19 protein-coding genes are annotated in these 18,502 nt (G+C 56.7%); 10 read left to right on the top strand and 9 right to left on the bottom strand.

Going from position 1 to position 18,502, the window contains the following annotated elements; translation table 11 throughout:
- Positions 1-18: 18 nt before the first annotated feature.
- Both grxD and parE read right to left on the bottom strand, forming a co-directional pair.
- Entirely contained in the window at positions 19-354 is a 336-nt protein-coding gene (gene grxD, locus IFT53_RS18605; RefSeq protein WP_042619730.1) for a Grx4 family monothiol glutaredoxin, read from the bottom strand.
- Positions 355-473: 119 nt separating this feature from the next.
- Positions 474-2,540: a DNA topoisomerase IV subunit B gene (parE, locus tag IFT53_RS18600; protein WP_192066824.1), complete on the bottom strand. Its 2,067-nt coding sequence runs from the start codon at positions 2,538-2,540 to the stop codon at positions 474-476.
- 172 nt (positions 2,541-2,712) lie between these two features.
- Between parE and IFT53_RS18595 the strand changes: the two genes are divergently transcribed.
- From IFT53_RS18595 to IFT53_RS18565, 7 genes are all read left to right on the top strand, one after another.
- Positions 2,713-3,594 (top strand): alpha/beta fold hydrolase, encoded by an 882-nt coding sequence (locus tag IFT53_RS18595; RefSeq protein ID WP_192066822.1) that lies wholly within the window; start codon positions 2,713-2,715, stop codon positions 3,592-3,594.
- A 185-nt stretch (positions 3,595-3,779) separates the two neighbouring features.
- Positions 3,780-4,550: a triose-phosphate isomerase gene (tpiA, locus tag IFT53_RS18590; protein WP_192066820.1), complete on the top strand. Its 771-nt coding sequence runs from the start codon at positions 3,780-3,782 to the stop codon at positions 4,548-4,550.
- Between the two features lie 102 nt (positions 4,551-4,652).
- Positions 4,653-5,090, top strand: a complete 438-nt coding sequence (gene secG, locus IFT53_RS18585; protein ID WP_042619731.1) for a preprotein translocase subunit SecG — start codon at positions 4,653-4,655, stop codon at positions 5,088-5,090.
- 156 nt (positions 5,091-5,246) lie between these two features.
- Positions 5,247-6,875: a CTP synthase gene (locus IFT53_RS18580; RefSeq protein WP_192066819.1), complete on the top strand. Its 1,629-nt coding sequence runs from the start codon at positions 5,247-5,249 to the stop codon at positions 6,873-6,875.
- Between the two features lie 356 nt (positions 6,876-7,231).
- On the top strand, positions 7,232-9,190 hold the full coding sequence (locus IFT53_RS18575) for a methyl-accepting chemotaxis protein (RefSeq protein ID WP_192066817.1): 1,959 nt from the start codon (positions 7,232-7,234) through the stop codon (positions 9,188-9,190).
- A 225-nt stretch (positions 9,191-9,415) separates the two neighbouring features.
- Entirely contained in the window at positions 9,416-9,760 is a 345-nt protein-coding gene (locus tag IFT53_RS18570; RefSeq protein ID WP_192066815.1) for an HNH endonuclease, read from the top strand.
- 226 nt (positions 9,761-9,986) lie between these two features.
- The gene (locus IFT53_RS18565) at positions 9,987-10,871 is read left to right on the top strand and encodes a DMT family transporter (RefSeq protein WP_192066814.1); all 885 of its coding nucleotides are present in this window, start codon (positions 9,987-9,989) and stop codon (positions 10,869-10,871) included.
- A gap of 46 nt (positions 10,872-10,917) precedes the next feature.
- Here IFT53_RS18565 and IFT53_RS18560 read toward each other — a convergent pair whose 3' ends face one another.
- The 7 genes from IFT53_RS18560 to IFT53_RS18535 all read right to left on the bottom strand — a co-directional run bounded on the left by IFT53_RS18560 (position 10,918) and on the right by IFT53_RS18535 (position 17,001).
- Positions 10,918-12,132: a molybdopterin molybdotransferase MoeA gene (locus IFT53_RS18560; RefSeq protein WP_192066812.1), complete on the bottom strand. Its 1,215-nt coding sequence runs from the start codon at positions 12,130-12,132 to the stop codon at positions 10,918-10,920.
- A 45-nt stretch (positions 12,133-12,177) separates the two neighbouring features.
- Positions 12,178-12,660, bottom strand: coding sequence for a cyclic pyranopterin monophosphate synthase MoaC (moaC, locus tag IFT53_RS18555; protein ID WP_042619381.1), 483 nt, complete (start codon positions 12,658-12,660; stop codon positions 12,178-12,180).
- Positions 12,657-13,469 carry an indole-3-glycerol phosphate synthase TrpC gene (gene trpC, locus IFT53_RS18550; RefSeq protein WP_192066810.1) on the bottom strand — a complete coding sequence of 271 codons (813 nt, stop codon included), beginning with the start codon at positions 13,467-13,469 and terminating at the stop codon, positions 12,657-12,659. The genes moaC and trpC overlap by 4 nt, the downstream gene beginning before the upstream one ends.
- Before the next feature lie 9 nt (positions 13,470-13,478).
- Complete coding sequence (gene trpD, locus IFT53_RS18545) at positions 13,479-14,492, bottom strand: anthranilate phosphoribosyltransferase (protein WP_192066808.1); 1,014 nt, start codon at positions 14,490-14,492, stop codon at positions 13,479-13,481.
- Between the two features lie 23 nt (positions 14,493-14,515).
- Complete coding sequence (locus tag IFT53_RS18540; protein ID WP_192066806.1) at positions 14,516-16,411, bottom strand: peptidylprolyl isomerase; 1,896 nt, start codon at positions 16,409-16,411, stop codon at positions 14,516-14,518.
- A 236-nt stretch (positions 16,412-16,647) separates the two neighbouring features.
- Positions 16,648-16,782 (bottom strand): hypothetical protein, encoded by a 135-nt coding sequence (locus tag IFT53_RS23985; protein ID WP_274604097.1) that lies wholly within the window; start codon positions 16,780-16,782, stop codon positions 16,648-16,650.
- A gap of 39 nt (positions 16,783-16,821) precedes the next feature.
- Positions 16,822-17,001 (bottom strand): hypothetical protein, encoded by a 180-nt coding sequence (locus tag IFT53_RS18535; protein WP_192066805.1) that lies wholly within the window; start codon positions 16,999-17,001, stop codon positions 16,822-16,824.
- 147 nt (positions 17,002-17,148) lie between these two features.
- On the opposite strand from IFT53_RS18535, the gene IFT53_RS18530 reads away from it, so the two are divergent.
- The 3 genes from IFT53_RS18530 (at position 17,149) to IFT53_RS18520 (ending at position 18,500) form a co-directional block, all read left to right on the top strand.
- Entirely contained in the window at positions 17,149-17,304 is a 156-nt protein-coding gene (locus IFT53_RS18530; RefSeq protein ID WP_192066803.1) for a hypothetical protein, read from the top strand.
- A gap of 103 nt (positions 17,305-17,407) precedes the next feature.
- A complete protein-coding gene (coaD, locus tag IFT53_RS18525) occupies positions 17,408-17,902 on the top strand; it encodes a pantetheine-phosphate adenylyltransferase (RefSeq protein ID WP_192066801.1) in 495 nt (164 codons plus the stop codon).
- Positions 17,903-17,930: 28 nt separating this feature from the next.
- Entirely contained in the window at positions 17,931-18,500 is a 570-nt protein-coding gene (locus IFT53_RS18520) for a peptidylprolyl isomerase (protein ID WP_192066799.1), read from the top strand.
- Positions 18,501-18,502 lie beyond the last annotated feature (2 nt).

Here is an 18,502-nt window from a genome sequence, read left to right as displayed (position 1 = left end):
GGTCTGCACCGGCCGGAATCATGCCGCGCCGCGGACGCTGATACCCTGTTCCTGAAGATGGTCCTGCAGTTCGCCGGACTGGAACATCTCTCTGATGATGTCACAACCGCCGAGAAACTCGCCCTTGATATAGAGCTGAGGGATGGTGGGCCAATTGGAGTAATCCTTGATACCCTGGCGCAGATCTGCATCGGCAAGCACGTTGACGCTCTTGTACTGCACGCCGAGGTAATCAAGAACCTGAACGACCTGACCGGAGAAACCACACTGTGGAAACTGTGGGGTACCCTTCATGAAAAGCACGATATCGTTGCTCTTCACTTCTCCGTCGATCATTTCGTGAATGCCGCTCATGGCCATATCCTTTCACATGCGGTTCAAGGCCGCTGCTTCGTTTGTTCTTAGATAACACGGGAGCGCACGATTTCCAGCCGGAAATGGCAAAAAATCAAATCCGCCCGAAACCGGCCTCGTCAGATATCGAGATTTTCCGCAAATGCCGAGCGATCCTGAATGAAACGGAAACGCGCCTCGGGCTTTGAACCCATGAGATTATCAACGGCTTCGCGGGTTCCCTCAAAGTCCACATCATCGATTTCCACCCGCAGCAGTGTGCGCTTGGACGGGTCCATGGTGGTTTCCTTAAGCTGCGCGGGCATCATTTCGCCGAGGCCTTTGAAGCGACCGATCTCGACCTTCTTGCCCTTGAACACTGTTTCCATCAGCTCTGCTCGGTGGGCATCATCGCGGGCATAGACAGTCTTGGCACCCTGCCGGATGACGTAGAGCGGCGGAACGGCAAGATAGAGGTGGCTGCCGCGAATGAGCTCAGGCATCTCCTGATAGAAAAAGGTGATGAGCAGCGAGCAGATATGCGCGCCGTCCACGTCAGCATCCGTCATGATGACGATGCGTTCATAGCGCAGATCTTCGTCTCGATATTTGGTGCGCGTGCCACAGCCCAGCGCCTGAATGAGATCGGCAATCTGCTGGTTGGCAGATAGCTTCTCGCGGCTGGCATTGCCAACGTTGAGGATCTTTCCGCGAAGGGGAAGAATGGCCTGGTTGGCGCGGTTGCGCGCCTGTTTGGCCGATCCACCAGCCGAATCACCCTCGACGATGAACAGTTCGGCGCCCTCAGCAGTGTTCTGCGAGCAATCCGCGAGCTTGCCGGGCAGACGCAGCTTGCGAACGGCGGTCTTGCGGTTGACTTCCTTTTCCTTGCGGCGGCGCAGACGCTCTTCGCAACGCTCGATAACCCAGTCCAGAAGCTTTGCCGCTTCATTAGGGTTGCCAGCCAGATAGTGGTCGAAGGGATCGCGAAGCGCGTTTTCAACGATGCGCTGCGCTTCAACCGTTGCTAGCTTGTCCTTTGTCTGGCCCACGAATTCGGGCTCGCGAATGAAGACAGACAGCATGCCGACAGCCGAAATCATCACGTCATCGGTCGTGATTTCGCGGGCCCGCTTGTTCTGCGTCAACTCAGCGTAGTTCTTCAGGCCCTTGGTCAGAGCAATGCGTAAGCCAGCCTCGTGGGTGCCGCCTTCAGGTGTTGGGATGGTGTTGCAATAGGAATGCAACTGGGCATCGCCACCATACCAGGTAACAGCCCATTCCATAGCACCGTGGCCACCGGTCTTTTCCGTCTTGCCAGCGAAGATTTCGCGGGTGACGGTGAAGTCCTTTCCAAGCGTAGCCGCCAGATAATCCTTCAACCCGCCGGGGAAGTGGAAAACGGCCTTTTCCGGAATGTCACCATCCGGTGGCACCATGCCGGGGTCGCAGCTCCAGCGAATTTCCACGCCGCCGAACAGATAGGCCTTGGAGCGCGCCATGCGGAAAATCCGCGCCGGTTCAAACTTCGCGTGGTCACCAAAAATCTGCGGATCGGGGTGAAAGCGAACGCGCGTGCCACGACGATTGTGAACATCGCCCAGCTCTTCCAGGCCACCCATGGGAATGCCGCGAGAAAAACGCTGGCGATAAAGCTTGCGGTTTCTGGCGACTTCCACTTCGAGAAGGTCCGACAATGCATTGACCACGGATACGCCGACGCCGTGCAGACCGCCGGATGTTTCATAAGCCTTGCCATCGAACTTGCCGCCCGCATGCAGCTTGGTCATGATAACTTCGAGCGTGGACTTGCCCGGAACTTGTGGATGGTTTTCCACCGGAATACCGCGACCATTGTCGCTGACCGTCAGGAAGCCTTCGGTATCGAGATGGACCTCGATGAAATTGGCGTGGCCAGCAACGGCCTCGTCCATCGAGTTGTCGATGACTTCGGCAAATAGATGGTGAAGCGCTTTTTCGTCCGTGCCGCCAATATACATGCCGGGCCGCATGCGTACCGGTTCCAGACCTTCGAGAACGCGAATGGAGGACGCGCCATATTCCTGTTCGGAAGACGTGGTCACAGTGGCAGGCTTCGGCGTGCTCGCAACTGCCTTTACGGCAGGCGCAGGCTTGGCCACGGCCTCTTTAGGCTCTGGTGGCGTGGCTACAGGTTGGCTTGAAAAAAGATCGTTGCTATCGTCCATTGTGCCCAGTTCAATCAGAATTTGGCCATGCGAGCAGGCTTATGATCTGCCACAAACGGCAACGCATACTTGCTGCTCAAGCACGGATGATCGGTTTTCGCGTATCCGAGGATTGCGCCGCGCACGCCCGGATGGCAAGTGTTGTGGCCGAATTGAATGGGTTCCTCAAGGCATGTCCACAGCTATTTTCACCTTTTGTACTCTTATTTTCCTCTCTGTGGCCATCGTGCCAGCCTCGGCGCAAACGTCTGGCGGGCCACTGAAACCCTTCAAGGATGAGCTTTTCTCGGCCCAGACGGTGCTTTCCACTGGTGATGGTGGTGCGTCGCAGGTCATCGATTATCAGGAAATGCGCGATATCAACGGCCGCGATGAGACGCCGGAACGCCGCGTCAAACGCCAATATGTCGACCTTGCGCCGAAGAAGTTCCAGACGCTGGAAACGATTTCCGTCGAGGGCAGGGCGCTTGATGTTGGCCGTGTTGGCCCTGCATCCGGCCAGGCGTTCACGGTAATATTCATCCATGGTCGTGGTGGAGACCGGCGGTTGGGAATGAATGACTACAGCTTCGGCGGAAATTTCAACCGGCTGAAAAACCTCGCAATCGCCAATGGCGGCACCTATTACGCGCCGAGCGCGCGCAGCTTCGACCAGAACGGCGTCGATGACATGGCGGCACTGATTGCCGACGCAAAAGCGAAGTCCGGCGGGCGTCCGGTCATTCTCGCCTGCGCCTCCATGGGCAGCTTCCTGTGTTACGGCATCAGCCGCGATGCGCGGGCCGTCGCGAATTTGAAAGGCATGGCAATCCTAGGTGGCGCGGTCGATCCTGACTTTCCCAAGAGCGCTTTTGCCAAGGCGAAAAAGCCGGTGTGGTTCACGCATGGCAGTGCAGATACCGTCTATTCGGCAGAGCAGCAGGCAGCCATGTTCCGCACGCTGCTGAAGGCCGGACAGCCCGTGCGTTTCACGCTTTACCAGACTGGAACGCACGGCACACCCGTGCGCATGACGGACTGGCGCGCCGCTCTGAACTTTTTGGTTGCGCATTGAGCAGAATTCGCGCCTTGCACTCTGAAATACGTGCAGGTTGCCGAGAATTTAACCAAGGTTGTGAACCAATAACGTTCTTTTTTGTACCAAATCCTGGGCTGAGCCTTTAAGAGAAAGAGGAAGAGGCCACGAACAGGCGCTCGCTTTAATTGAGTGCTTTTTTAGCTAGAAGGAATGGATCGCATATGACCCCTGATGTTCGCCCGCTCGTCGCTGGAAACTGGAAGATGAACGGAACACGCGATTCGCTCGATCAGATCAAGGCGATCGCTGAGGGTGTCAAAGGTCCGCTTTTCGAGAAGGTGGATGCGTTGATCTGCCCGCCGTCGACGCTGCTCTATGTGGCGACAGCATTGTGCGATGACAGCCCGCTTCTCATCGGCGCGCAGGATTGCCATCAAAACCCGTCAGGGGCCCATACGGGCGATATTTCCGCCGAAATGATTGCCGATTGCTTCGGCACGCATGTGATCGTTGGCCATTCAGAGCGCCGCACGGACCATGCGGAAACAGACCATCTGGTGCGGATCAAAGCGACGGCTGCCTATGCGGCCGATCTGGTTGCGATCATCTGCATTGGTGAGACGGCGGATGAACGCAAGTCCGGCCAGACGCTGGATGTGCTCAAGCGCCAGCTTGCTGGCTCCGTGCCGGATGAGGCCGTGGCTGAAAACACCGTGATTGCCTATGAGCCCGTCTGGGCCATCGGCACCGGTCTCACGCCCACCACGCAGGATGTGCGCGAGGCTCACGCCTTCATGCGTGACGAGCTGGTCAAGCGTTTCGGTGAGGAAGGGCAGGGCATGCGAATCCTCTATGGCGGCTCGGTCAAGCCAAACAATGCGCTGGAGCTGATGGGCGTCGAAAATGTGGATGGCGCGCTGATTGGCGGCGCCAGCTTGAAAGCATCCGATTTCCTCTCCATCTATGCCGCATATGAGCAATTGACGGCTTGATATCGTCTTTCGTCTCTCAGGGGGTTGGAATACGCTTTCGCCTCATGTAAAGAGCCGCAAACTTCTTCATTGTGCTCCAAACGGGGCATGGAATGGATTGTCATGCAGAACGTACTGATTGTTATTCATCTCATGATCGTGCTGGCGCTTGTCGGCGTGGTCCTGATCCAGCGGTCCGAGGGCGGTGGTCTTGGTATTGGCGGCGGCTCGGGCTTTATGTCCGCACGCGGCACTGCAAATGCCCTGACACGCGCAACGGCCATTCTTGCGGCTTTGTTCTTCGCAACATCGCTCGGCCTGGGCCTTCTCACACGCTACGAATCGCGTCCAACAGATATTCTGGATCGTATTCCGGCCACGCAAGGCCAGGGTAACGGCATTCTGGATACGCTTGGGCCTTCGTCGTCCACTCCTGCAGCGCCTGCGCAAAACGGCGTTCCATCCTCCACGAATGGTGCCGCTGCACCGGCAACGCCTGCCGCTCCGGCACCGGCTACGCCCGCTCCGGCAAATCCGAACGCAGTTCCAACCGGTCAGTAAACCCGGTTGATGCATAACGCTCCGGCAGGCCAAAAGCCTGCCGGTTTTCTTTTGTTCATATTCCGGCCAGGCTCTGCCCTTCATCAACAGGTGAATGCAGGCTTTCAGAAATTTGGACTGGCGGAATCACTCTTTTAAAGGTAAGCGGTAAATCCCATGGCGCGATATGTATTCATCACAGGCGGCGTGGTCTCCTCACTTGGTAAGGGCATTGCGGCCGCAGCACTCGGAGCGTTGTTGCAATCCCGTGGTTACCGGGTGCGGCTTCGCAAACTTGACCCCTATCTCAATGTCGATCCCGGCACCATGAGCCCCACTCAGCACGGTGAGGTGTTCGTGACCGATGACGGCGCGGAGACTGACCTTGATCTTGGTCACTACGAACGCTTCACTGGGCGCTCGGCTACCAAGACCGATAACATCACCACGGGTCGGATCTACAAAAACATCATCGACAAGGAACGGCGCGGCGATTATCTCGGCGCGACGGTGCAGGTCATTCCGCACGTTACCAACGAAATCAAGAATTTCGTGACTGAAGGCAACGAGGAATACGACTTCGTCATCTGCGAAATCGGCGGCACGGTGGGCGATATCGAAGCCATGCCGTTCATGGAAGCGATCCGTCAGGCCAAGAACGACCTGCCACGCGGCACGGCCATCTTCGTGCATCTGACGCTGATGCCTTACATTCCGGCAGCCGGCGAGTTGAAGACAAAGCCGACACAGCATTCGGTCAAGGAATTGCAGGCCCTGGGTATTCACCCGGATATTCTGCTGGTACGTGCCGACCGGGAAATTCCCGAAGCCGAACGCCGCAAGCTTTCGCTGTTCTGCAACGTGCGTCCTTCCGCCGTCATCCAGGCTCTGGATGTGGCCAACATCTATGACGTTCCGATTGCTTACCACAAGGAAGGCCTCGACAACGAGGTTCTGGCTGCGTTTGGCATTGAGCCTGCGCCGAAGCCACGCCTTGAGCAGTGGGAAGAGGTTTGCAACCGTATCCACACGCCGGAAGGCGAGGTTACGATCGCCATCGTCGGCAAATATACCGGCCTCAAGGATGCGTATAAGTCTCTTATCGAGGCGCTGCATCACGGTGGCTTTGCCAACCGCGTGAAGGTCAAGCTGGAATGGATCGAGTCTGAGGTCTTCGAAAAAGAAGATCCGGCGCCCTACCTGGAAAAGGTTGATGCCATTCTCGTTCCTGGCGGTTTCGGTGAACGCGGCTCTGAAGGCAAGATTCGCGCAGCACAGTTTGCCCGCGAGCGTCAGGTTCCTTATTTCGGCATTTGCTTCGGCATGCAGATGGCAGTCGTGGAAGCGGCCCGCAATCTCGCTGGCATCGCGAACGCCTCGTCTACCGAGTTCGGCACCACACAGGAACCTGTCGTTGGCCTGATGACCGAGTGGGTGAAGGGCAACGAGCTTGAAAAGCGCAATGCTGCTGGCGATCTTGGCGGCACGATGCGTCTTGGCGCTTACAAGGCTAAGCTCAAGAAAGACACGCGGATTGCCGACATCTACGGCTCCACGGATATTTCCGAACGCCACCGCCACCGCTATGAAGTGAACGTTGATTACAAGGACCGCCTCGAAAACTGCGGCCTCGTCTTCTCCGGCATGTCCCCGGATGGCGTTCTGCCTGAAACGGTGGAATACCCTGACCACCCATGGTTCATCGGCGTGCAGTACCACCCCGAGCTCAAGAGCCGCCCATTGGACCCGCACCCTCTCTTCGCTAGCTTCATTGAAGCTGCGGTGGAGCGCAGCCGGTTGGTTTGAGGCATCAGTGCTGAGATCAAAATGCAGAAGGCCGCAGTGATGCGGCCTTTTTTATTGAATTCATTCGAGACATTTTGCCATTAGATGCGCGAAATGACCAACAGTATTAATCGTTCTGTTGGCGCAGTTCAGGTGCTGCGAAGAACTGGTTCGAATACCCCCCAAATTTTAATAGTATTTAAATGGAAGACGTTTACGCATTAACCAGACAAGTTTACCGAGCCGCGATGATCGCGAGCGATGGTTGTCATCAATCATCAAAATGCCGATTTCTCCGTAGTGGCACTGGCTTTGCTCAGTGAGCGTCTTCTTGCGTGCTGCTACGCGTTTGGCGATCAACAGGGTTCCCCAAAAACATGTCATTTCTTAAAAATGCGAGCATACGCACGAAGATCCTCGCTCTCGTACTTCCGCTTTGTGTTGTGGGATTGAGCGCGACGGCGTTTATGTCAAACAGCTTCAAGAGCGCTGATAACAGCTACACGGATTTCATTTCCAACGATACTGCCGGCGTGACAGCAATGGCTCGGGCGAACAGAAATCTTGCTGCAACGGCATACAGTGCCTATCAAACTCTGGTTTACGATCGTGACGCTCCCGGCATGAAGACAGCAGTAGCGCTTTATGCGGATGCCAAAGCCAAGCTCTTTGATCGGTTGGAAACGACGGCTAAACTTCTGCCAGCTGAAAAGCCGGCTCTCGACGCCTTTATTTCCAAGTCGAAAGAGGTGATTGCCTTGACCGACGAGGCTGTCAAGCTTGGCGCAAACGATCAGGATGATGCTGCCAAGGCCGCTCTGGCGAAAGCAGATTTGTTGATCGTGCCGCTGGCAGCAGATGCAGCCAAGTTCCTCGATAAGGTTATGAAGGATGTTGCAGGCAGAAGTGATGCACTGTCCCATCAGACGGACTCTACGATCTTTTGGTCGCTGACGATTGTCGGTCTGACATTCGCGCTCGGCATTATTGCTTCGCTTGTGGTTGCTGCCAAGGGCATTACCACGCCAATTGCGAGCCTGTCCAAGCGCATGATAACGCTGGCCAATGGCCAGACAGATGCGTCGGTTGATGGGCAGGATCGCAAAGACGAAGTCGGACAAATGGCGCAGGCTGTTGCAGTGTTCCGCACCAATGCGCTTGAGACCATTCGCCTTGAAACCGAAGCCGCAGCAAACCGCAGCATGTCTGAAAAAGAACGTGCAGCCAATGAAGCGCAGAAGGCCAAGGATGCTGAAGAAACGCAGTTTGCTGTTGATAATCTGGCCAAGGCACTCAACCGCCTGGCGGACGGCGATGTTGCCTATCGCATCGAAACGCCATTCGCTGCGCATCTCGATACGCTTCGCGCCAACTTCAACAGCTCCGTCGGCAATCTGAACGACGCTCTGCGTGCTGTTGGACAGAACGCTCGTGGAATCGACGCCGGTGCAAACGAAATCCGCTCCGCCGCCGATGATCTTTCCAAGCGCACCGAACAGCAGGCAGCCTCCGTTGAACAAACAGCTGCCGCGCTGGAAGAAATCACCACGACGGTGAAAGATAGCAGCAACCGCGCAGAAGAAGTCGGTCACCTCGTTTCAAAGGCCCGTCAGGGCGCGGAAAAGTCCGGCGACGTCGTTCGTCAGGCCGTGACAGCCATGAATGAGATCGAACGCTCCTCTGGTGAAATCACCAACATCATCAGCGTTATCGATGAGATCGCGTTCCAGACCAACCTTCTGGCCCTAAACGCCGGTGTCGAAGCCGCGCGTGCGGGTGAAGCAGGCAAGGGCTTTGCCGTTGTTGCGCAGGAAGTGCGTGAACTCGCCCAGCGTTCTGCCAAGGCCGCCAAGGAAATCAAGGCGCTGATCACCACATCTGGCGAGCATGTCCGTTCTGGCGTCAACCTTGTTGGCGAAACCGGTCGTGCGCTTGAGGTGATTGTCACCGAGGTTCAGGAAATCAACCGCCACATCACGGCGATTGTCGAATCGTCGCGTGAACAGTCTGTTGGACTTCAGGAAATCAACACTGCCGTTAACACGATGGATCAGGGCACGCAGCAGAACGCGGCCATGGTCGAGCAGTCGACAGCGGCCAGCCACAGCCTTGCGAAGGAAGCCGCATCTCTCAACCAGTTGCTGTCGCGCTTCAACGTTGGAAATAGCGAAGGCGCAAGCCGCAGCGTTCCAGCTGCCCCGGCACCAAAGGTCGCTTCCAACCACTCAAGACCCGCAGCATCACCAGCCCGTGCCCTCGGCCGCAAAATCGCCAGCGCCTTCGGCGGCGGCGCATCGTCTGCCGCAGTAGCACAGGACACGTGGGAAGAGTTTTAAGCGCTCACGCGAACCTAACGGCTAGGGCGCGACACTGCGCCGGCCAATCAATTAAGTGAAACGCAAAGGGCCGCAGTGATGCGGCCCTTTTGTATTGAAGTACGGTTTGCGCCAAAGGAAGCCATAGATGGTTTTGATGGTTTCGTGCTATTGGCATCCAAGTTTTGAAACTAGCACCTATCCTCGGTTACAGCATACGGGGTCTACACGAGTAAGGATCGAGCAGTGGCCCGCAAGAATAGAGATGAGTTCGTTTCATGGGACGAGCCTGCGCCTGAGCCGGTAGTCTGCCCGATGTGCGAGCGCGTCATCCCGGAGGATCAGAGAGACGAGCATCATCTCGTTCCCAAGAGCAAGGGTGGCAAGAAAACCGTTTCCCTGCACCGTATCTGCCACGACCAGATACATTCGATCTTTACCGATGCCCAACTCGCCAAGAAGTTTTCTACGATCGAAGCGATTTTGCAAGATCCTGCGGTGGAGACATTCGTGACTTGGGTGAAAACCAAGCCGCCTGGTTTTTCGGATTCTGCAAAGGAATCACGTCAGTCATTCCGTCGAGGCCGCTAATCGTCCCGGGCGAAAGTTTCAGCCGGAATAGAATGCTGCCGTAGCGGAAATGCGATACAAGCGAACCTCTGATCGTGTAGGTCGGGCAATCTTAAACACCTGCCAGAATTTGGCGCTTTCCCTTCGCAATACGACATCCGCGCGTCGTGCAGTCACCATCCTCGACTAAGCCGATCGTCTATACCATCGAGTATCTGCAGGTCTTGCTTGGGGGAGCGAGTTGGACATGAACCCGGCACGCGATCGTCTTAATGGCATCTACATGGTCATTGCCTCAGCGGTTATGTGGAGCACTGCCGGTCTTTTCGTGCGTATGGCGGCTATGGATGTATGGTCCATGGTTGCCTGGCGCTCGGGCTTTGCGGCAATCACGCTCGGCGCCTTCCTGCTTGTTAGACAGAGGACCACCAAGCGGCATCCGGCGAAGACCTTTGGACTGCCAGGTGTTGTGGCGTGCGTTGTGTCAGCCTTCACGGCGATAAGCTATATTGCGTCACTGCAATGGACGACCGTCGCCAATGTCATGACGGTCTATGCCACTCTGCCCTTCGTCGCGACAGGTATCGCCTTCGTGTGGTTGCGAGATCAGGTAACGCACCGCTTCGTCATCGCAGGTTGCGTCGCTTTCATCGGAGTAGCGATTTCGGCTGGTGCTGCGGTTTCGGCAACCGATTTCATTGGAATCCTTGCGGCGTTTCTCATGACCGCGGGTTGCGCGACGCAGATCGTAATCGCGAAGCGTTTTCCCAGTATGGATTCCACGCTGATGACGGTCTGTGCGGCTATCTTATGTTTATGTGTTGCTCTGCCCTTCATGCAGTTTTCACTTCCTGAGCCAACACAGCTTATCGCCTGCGCTTTTTACGGAGTCTTGACCACAGGTGTCGGCTATATTCTCCTGCTCCTAGGCTCTCGTCGCGTCGGCTCCGGGGAAGCTGGTCTGCTCTCGATGCTTGATGTCGTGCTCGGCCCTCTTTGGGTCCTGCTGTTCTACAAGGAGTATATCTCGCTTCCTGTTCTGGCCGGCGGGGCGGTCGTGCTGACAGCCGTAGCTTGGTACGTGATAGCTGACCGCAAGACTGTCTCTGCAGCGGTTTCAACTACGCCTTAGGGCCAAGCAGAATCGGTATTTTTGGCGCGCTACAGAAACTGTCAGCCTACCTCAGCCTCACCACCACACACTCGCCACCAGCCTGCAACTCCTCAGCAAATGGCGCACGCACAATCAGGCAATCCGCCTCGGCCATGATCTTCATCATCGAAGAATCCTGCTTGGTGAAGGTTTCGACGATGGGGTTGCCGTTCTCGTGGCCGATGATGCGGGCGCGCAGATAGTCTTGGCGCTGGTCGTTGGCTTTTAGCGTCGTGGCGGTTTGAGCGGAAGTCTCGCGGGAGGTGGGCTTGCGGTGGCTGAGTTTTTGGATGAGGGGTTCCAGAAACAGGAGGCTGCAGACGAGGCTTGCGACGGGGTTGCCGGGGAGGCCGAGCACCTGCATGTCACCGATTGAGCCGACCATCAGCGGTTTGCCCGGGCGCATGGCGATGCGCCAGAAATCCAGTGCCATGCCCTGCGCTTTGAGTGCTGCTTGAACGAGATCATGATCTCCAACCGAAGCGCCGCCGAGCGTGACCAGCACGTCGGCTTTGGCGGCTATGGCCTTGTCGATGGCTGCGCGGATGAGCGCTTCGTCATCGACCACGATGCCGAGATCGAGAATGTCTGCACCGGCCTTCCGCGCTAATGCGGCGACGCCGAATGTGTTGGAGGCGATGATTTGCGCCGGATTGGGCGTGCCGCCGGGCGGCACGAGTTCATCGCCGGTGGCGAGAATGGCCACGACCGGTTTGCGAAACACCGGCAGCGCCGCATGGTTCATGGCAGCGGCGAGGGTGATATCGGTGAAGGTTAGTTCCGTTCCGGCCTTGAGGACCGTTTCTCCCTCGGCAAAATCCTGACCGCGGGGACGGATATGTCTCCCTTCGGTGACTTGGAAGCCGGTGCGGATTTGACCCGCGTCAAGCACCTCGGCATCTTCCTGAATGAGAACGGCGTCGGCGCCTTCCGGCAATGGCGCACCGGTGAAAATGCGCACGGCCTCGCCTTCGCTCACACGACCCGCAAAGGCGTGTCCTGCGGCGGCCTCACCAATGACTGTCAGCACAGAGCCGATCTGTGGGGCATCGACGGCCCTCAGTGCATAGCCATCCATGGCAGAGGCGTGGAACGGCGGCTGGGTAAGGCGGGCTTGCAGATCATGCGCAAGCACGCGCTGGTCTGCGCTCTCAAGCGGCACGGTTTCCACTGATGTGATGGGGGTCGCTGCAGCCAGCAATCGGCTTTGAGCTTCCGCAACGGGCAAGAGAGGTTTCATGGGGTGTGTCCTCTTGTATGAGCGCGATGCAGGTCGCAGAACGTCTTACGCCTTGTAGTGACCGGATTTTCCGCCAGTCTTTTCCAGAAGGCGGATGGAGCCGATTTCCATGCCCTTATCAGCGGCCTTTGCCATATCGTAGATGGTGAGGCACGCGACAGATACGGCGGTCAGCGCTTCCATCTCAACGCCCGTCTTGCCGGATAGCTTGACGGTCGCCTCGACACGCAAGCCGGGCAGGGCGTCATCCTCGGTAATATCGACAAGGATTTTAGTCAGCAGCAGCGGGTGGCAGAGAGGAATGAGGTTCGATGTCTGCTTGGCGGCCATAATGCCAGCCAGACGTGCTGTGCCGATGACATCGCCCTTTTTGGCGTTACCTTCGCGGATGAGATCAAGCGTTTCCGGCTTCATTTTCACGAAACCTTCGGCAACGGCAACGCGGGTGGTCTCGGCCTTTTCGCCGACATCAACCATATGGGCCTCGCCGGAGGCACCGATATGGGTCAGCTTCACGTCGTCACTCATTCAGCAGCCATCGCATTTTCGCCATTCAGCAGCGTGCGGGTAGCGGCCGTCACATCGGTCTTGCGCATTAGGCTTTCACCCACAAGGAATGTGGTGATGCCTGATGTCTGAAGGCGCTTGCAGTCTTCGTATGTGAAGATGCCGCTTTCACCGACCAGCAATTTATCCGCCGACACCATGGATGCCAGACGCTCGCTGACATCAAGGCTGACCTCGAAAGTGCGCAGGTTACGATTGTTGACGCCGAGCAGCGGAGAGGCGAGCTTGAGCGCCCGCTCGGTCTCTTCTTCGTCATGCACTTCCACCAGCACATCCATGCCAAGCGAGAAGGCTTCGTCTTCAAGACGCTTTGCTTCATCATCGGAAAGAGATGCCATGATGAGGAGGATGCAATCGGAACCCCAGGCGCGGGCTTCATACACCTGATAGGTCTCGAACATGAAATCCTTGCGAAGCGCGGGCAGGGAACAGGCGTTGCGAGCGGCTGTCAGAAACTCCGGCGCGCCCTGGAAGCTCGGCGTATCCGTCAGTACGGAGAGGCAGGCCGCACCGCCAGATTCATAGGCTTGCGCCAGCGAAGGCGGATCGAAATCCGGGCGGATGAGACCTTTGGACGGGCTGGCCTTCTTGATCTCGGCAATAAGACCGAAGGCACCGTCGGCCTGCTTGCGCTTCAACGCATTGTAGAACCCGCGCGGTGGCGTCTGGTCAGCAGCCATAGCCTTGAGATCATCAAGTGAAACCCGGGCCTTTGCCGCTGCAATTTCCTCGCGCTTATAGGCTTCGATCTTCTTCAGAATGTCGCTCATGGCTTTGCCCTATTCCTCGTTCGAAACGGCAATCAGCCTGTCCAGCGCAGCCGCAGCTTTGCCTTCGTCCAGGGATGCGCTCGCGATTTTCATGCCTTCCGCCAGCGTTCCGGCCTTGCCGGAAACGACCAGAGAGGCTGCCGCGTTACAAAGAGATACGTCTCGATAGGCATTTTTGTGACCAGCCAGAACTTCGCGCAGCGCGGCCGCATTGGCAACGCCATCGCCACCCTTGAGGTCATCGATGCTGGCGGGTTCAACTCCGAAATCGGCAGGTGTCAGATCGAATGTTCTGATCTTGCCGTTTTCCAGCGCCGCGACATGGGTGGTGCCTGTCGTGGTGATTTCGTCCAGGCCATCGCCATGCACGACCCAGACCGATTCTGAGCCAAGGTCACGCAGCACTTCGGCCAAGGGTACAAGCCAGCGCGGAGCAAACACGCCAAGTAACTGCTTTTTTGCGCCTGCCGGATTGGAGAGCGGGCCGAGCAGGTTGAAGATTGTGCGGGTGCCAAGCTCGACGCGGCTGGGGTTCACATGGCGCATGGAGGAATGGTGACGCTGTGCGAACATGAAGCCAAGCCCCGCCTCTGTGACGCAGCGGGTGATCAATTCCGGCTCAATATCCAGCTTCACGCCGAGCACCGAGAGGGCATCGGCAGTGCCGGACTTTGAGCTCAAAGCACGGTTGCCATGCTTGGCGACTGGCACACCTGCACCCGCCACAATGATGGAGGCCAGTGTGGAGATGTTGTAGGTGCCGAGACCATCGCCACCCGTGCCGACGATATCCATGGCATCGGCGGGTGCCTTGACAGGCAGCATGCGCGCACGCATGGAGGAAACCGCACCGACGATTTCATCAACCGTTTCGCCGCGCACCCGCAAGGCCATGAGAAAGGCGCCGATTTGCGATGGCGTTGCCTCGCCGGACATCAGCACGTCAAAAGCCTGACGTGCCTCTTCCCGGTTGAGGCTTTCGCCATTGGCAACCTTCGCAATCAGCGGCTTTAAATCAGCCATGTCACGCCCCCTGAAGTCCAGTTTTAATAAGCAGCCGTCATAGCCTGATCTGCCGCAGCCTGATTGATGGTCACACCATAATCATTCTGCAGGCGATTGACCATCTGGTCGAGCATGTCGTCGCCAGCGGCACTGGCCATGGCTGTCACCTGCTGATCGCTGTCTGCAAGCGCGTCTGTCGAGGTGCTGGTGTTGACTTCGGTCACCTTGAACAGGATGCGGCTGGAACCTTCAGTATCTGGCGCAGTGCCGACGAGGCCATTTGCGCCTGCGAAGACGGCAGCCACTGCCTGCTGGCCGAGAACCGCATCTTCACTTGTGCGGCGAAGGCCCATCTTGTTTTCAACGGAAAGGCCCATCTCGCCGGCAATTGCTGCAAGCGTTTCGCCCTTTTCAGCGCGCGCCTTCAGCTCGTCTGCCTTTGCCGCAAGCGCTGTGCGCTGCTGCTCGGCAGTCCAGTCGGCAACAACCTGCTCCTTGACTTCACTCAAGGTGCGGTCACGCGGTGGTGTAACCTGCTGAAGATCGAACCACACGTAGCCATCACGACCGATATTGACGGCTGGTGCATCTGCACCCTGCTCGGCCTTGAACACTTCGGCGATGAGGGCAGGGGTCGGCAGACCTTCCACGGCAGCGCCCTTCTCGTCTTCGCCCTTTTCATCGATTGTGTTGACGGTAACGGGCTTCAGCTTGAGCTGCGTTGCCGCATCGCTCAGCGAAGAACCGCCGCCACGCAGATCTTCGTAGCGGTCATGAACATTGTTCAGCTCTTCGGCAGCATTTGTCGTGGCAAGGTTGGTGCGAATTTCTTCCTTCGCCTCATCCAGCGTCTTCATGCTTTCATTCTTGATGCCTGTGACGCGTAGGATAACTGGGCCAAATGCGCCATCGACCACAGGCGAAACGCCGCCATCCTTCTGGATGGCAAAAGCTGCCTCGGCGACGGATTGATCCGGCACGGTGTCTTTCGTGAACTCGCCAAGGGTTACGTCCTCAGGACGCTTGCCCTGATCCTTCACCACCTGATCGTAGGTCGTCGTGCCAACGCGAATCTGCGTCGCAGCGGCTTCGGCCATTTCCTTGTCGGTAAAGGTCAGCTGCTCGATGGTGCGGCGACCGGCTGTGCGGAAATTGTCTTTGTGCGCGTTGTAGAAGTCGGCGATCTGCTGGTCGGTAATCGCTGCCTGGTCTGCAATGTCGGAAGGCTCAAGCTTCACATAGGTGAACTTGCGATATTCCGGAGCGCGATACTGTGCCTTGTTCTTTTCAAACCATGGAGCAAGAACGTCGTCGCCCGGTGCCTTAACCGGATCGATATTGGCGTTGGAAAGCAGCACGTAGTCAATCGAGCGCTGTTCATCGCGATACTGCTTTAGCGCATCGACCAACACCTTAGGCGCTGTGAAACCATCCGAAATGGCATCGACGATCTGGCCGCGCACGGCAACCTTGCTGCGTTCTTCGACGTAGTCGTCTTCGTTGAAGCCTGCACCACGCAGGCGCTGGCTAAACAGAGCGCGGTCAAACTGGCCGCCCGGTGCCTTGAAGGCAGGATCTTCCGCGATCAGCGTGGCAAGGCGATCTTCGGAAAGCCCGAGGTTCATGTCCGATGCAAGCTGGTCAAGTGCAGCACCTGCGGATAGCTGGCTGAACACCTGACGGTCGATTCCGAACGCCTTGGCCTGTTCCGTCGTCAGGCGCGTGCCGAACTGGCGGCCCACATCTGCGAGCTGGCGCTGATAGGCAAAACGAAACTCGTTCTGCGTGACCGCCTGGTCGCCAACTGTCACGACAGAATGCGAGTTAGGAGACACCAGAGATGCGGAAACGCCCCACACGCCGAAGGAAAGAACGAGGAGGAGAAGAAGGATCTTCGCCGCCAGGGTACGAGAAGCATTTCTCAGGGAATCGAGCATCGTTATGCAAACCTCACAATATTCGCCCGTTACGCCGGGTCTATGGGGCTTCCTTAAATCAATCCACTTTGAAATTGAAGGCTAAATACCGCTGAAAATGGCGCAAGCGCAAACGAAGGCGTGAGTGGGAGCAATTGCGCGCCCTAAACAGGTGCAACCACCTATGCAGGCACAAAAAAACCGCCTCGGGTCAGGCGGTTTTGTTGATGAAGCGGATATTTCGAGGCTCGACGGCCTTAAAACGATTTGCTGCGCTTGATCATTTTTTTGAACTGCTCGTCTTCTTTCTTGGACTCGATCACGGCTGTCATAACAGAGGCTACGAACATGGCGCTGATGAGGGCTGCAAGCAAAGTCAAGAAAGTAAACATGGAGAATCTCCAGAAAAGTGGATGATTACTCCCGCTCGATCAATAGTAGTTCATATATTGAGTGCGGGATGTGAGCTGTGGAAAGTCCGGGCCGTTCTGAGCCGACTTTTCGCTGTGAAGGCTGAACATGACAGCGACCATAGCGATAACCAGCATGGTCCAGGCTGTGCTGATGACGCCAATTTTAGCCGAAGTAGACTGTTTTTCTTTGGAAAACATGTGCTTGTTCCTTACCTGCGATTTCAACGCGCAATCTCTGATCCGGTTCCGCGTTATTGTTAAAAATCGATTAGCATTGCGCCTCTGAAGCGTTGTTGAATGCTTCGTTCATCTGCCGTTCAGAAAATCGGCAGTTTGCGTCAATCCATGAAAACGTATTCGACAGCAAAAGATGTTGCGATTGTCAGCATCATCATGAACACCAGCATTTCCGTCTCCGTGAGGGCAACTGCCCGTTCGCCATTCGATGAGACCTTTATAGACATTGGCTTTGAAGCCGCGCTGAACGGGGTATTCATGTGATGTTCACTCCGCTGTTTGGCCGCTGAGACAAGCTTACGGTCTTGCGAAGACCGGCCTTCCATGACAAAAGGCGGCACAACCAACGTTAAGTATCGGGAGCGATATGACGATTGCCTTTTACCCCGGATCATTTGATCCGATGACCAACGGACATCTGGATATATTGATCCAGGCGTTGAACGTTGCGTCAGAGGTTATTGTTGCTATCGGCATTCACCCCGGCAAGTCGCCTATGTTCAGCTTTGAAGAACGGGCAGACCTTATTCGTCGTTCGATGAACGATGTTTTGCCGGAAGCGGGCACGCGCCTGCGGGTCGTCTCTTTTTCCAATCTGGTCGTGGATGCCGCTCGTGAACACGGCGCAACACTACTGGTGCGCGGCCTGCGCGATGGTTCTGATCTCGACTATGAAATGCAGATGGCTGGCATGAACAGCCAGATGGCGCCGGATGTTCAGACCATCTTTCTGCCTGCGGCAACGGCATCCCGGCCCATTACCGCCACATTGGTTCGTCAGATCGCAACAATGGGCGGTCGTGTAGAGTCCTTCGTGCCGAAAGCTGTGCTTGAAGCCCTTAACAGCAAGCTGAAACGCTAGTTCAGCCATTATTCTGGAGCCAATTCCAATGAAACTGCTTCGTTTTGCCTTTGCCGGCGCACTTTTTGTCAGCGCCGTTGCTGCCAGCACATTCGCTTCTGCTGCTGAATTTCTGACTATCCAGCTGAAAGACGGCCCCGTCGTCATCCAGCTCGCGCCCGAAGTCGCACCAAAGCACGTTGCGCAGATCAAGGCGCTGGCTGAAAAGGGTGCCTATGACAATGTTGCGTTCCACCGCGTCATTCCAGGCTTCATGGCCCAGACGGGTGATGTGCAATACGGCAATATGGCCAAATCCTTCGATGCCCAGCGCGCAGGAACAGGCGGCTCGGACCTTCCGGACCTTCCCGCCGAGTTTTCCAAGACACCGTTTGAGCGCGGCACGGTCGGCATGGCCCGCTCGCAGAGCCCCAACTCTGCCAACTCGCAGTTCTTCATCATGTTCGATCAGGGTTCGTTCCTGAACGGACAATACACCGTTGTCGGCCAGGTCGTATCCGGCATGGAATTTGTCGACAAGATCAAGAAGGGCAAAGGCGGTAACGGCGAAGTTTCCGATCCTGACCGCATGGTCAAAGTTACCGTCGGCAAGAAATAAAA

The sequence above is a fragment of the Rhizobium sp. CFBP 13644 genome, from assembly GCF_014842165.1.
Classification (GTDB): Bacteria; Pseudomonadota; Alphaproteobacteria; order Rhizobiales; family Rhizobiaceae; genus Agrobacterium; species Agrobacterium tumefaciens_C.
This window is presented reverse-complemented; position numbering and strand designations above follow the sequence as displayed.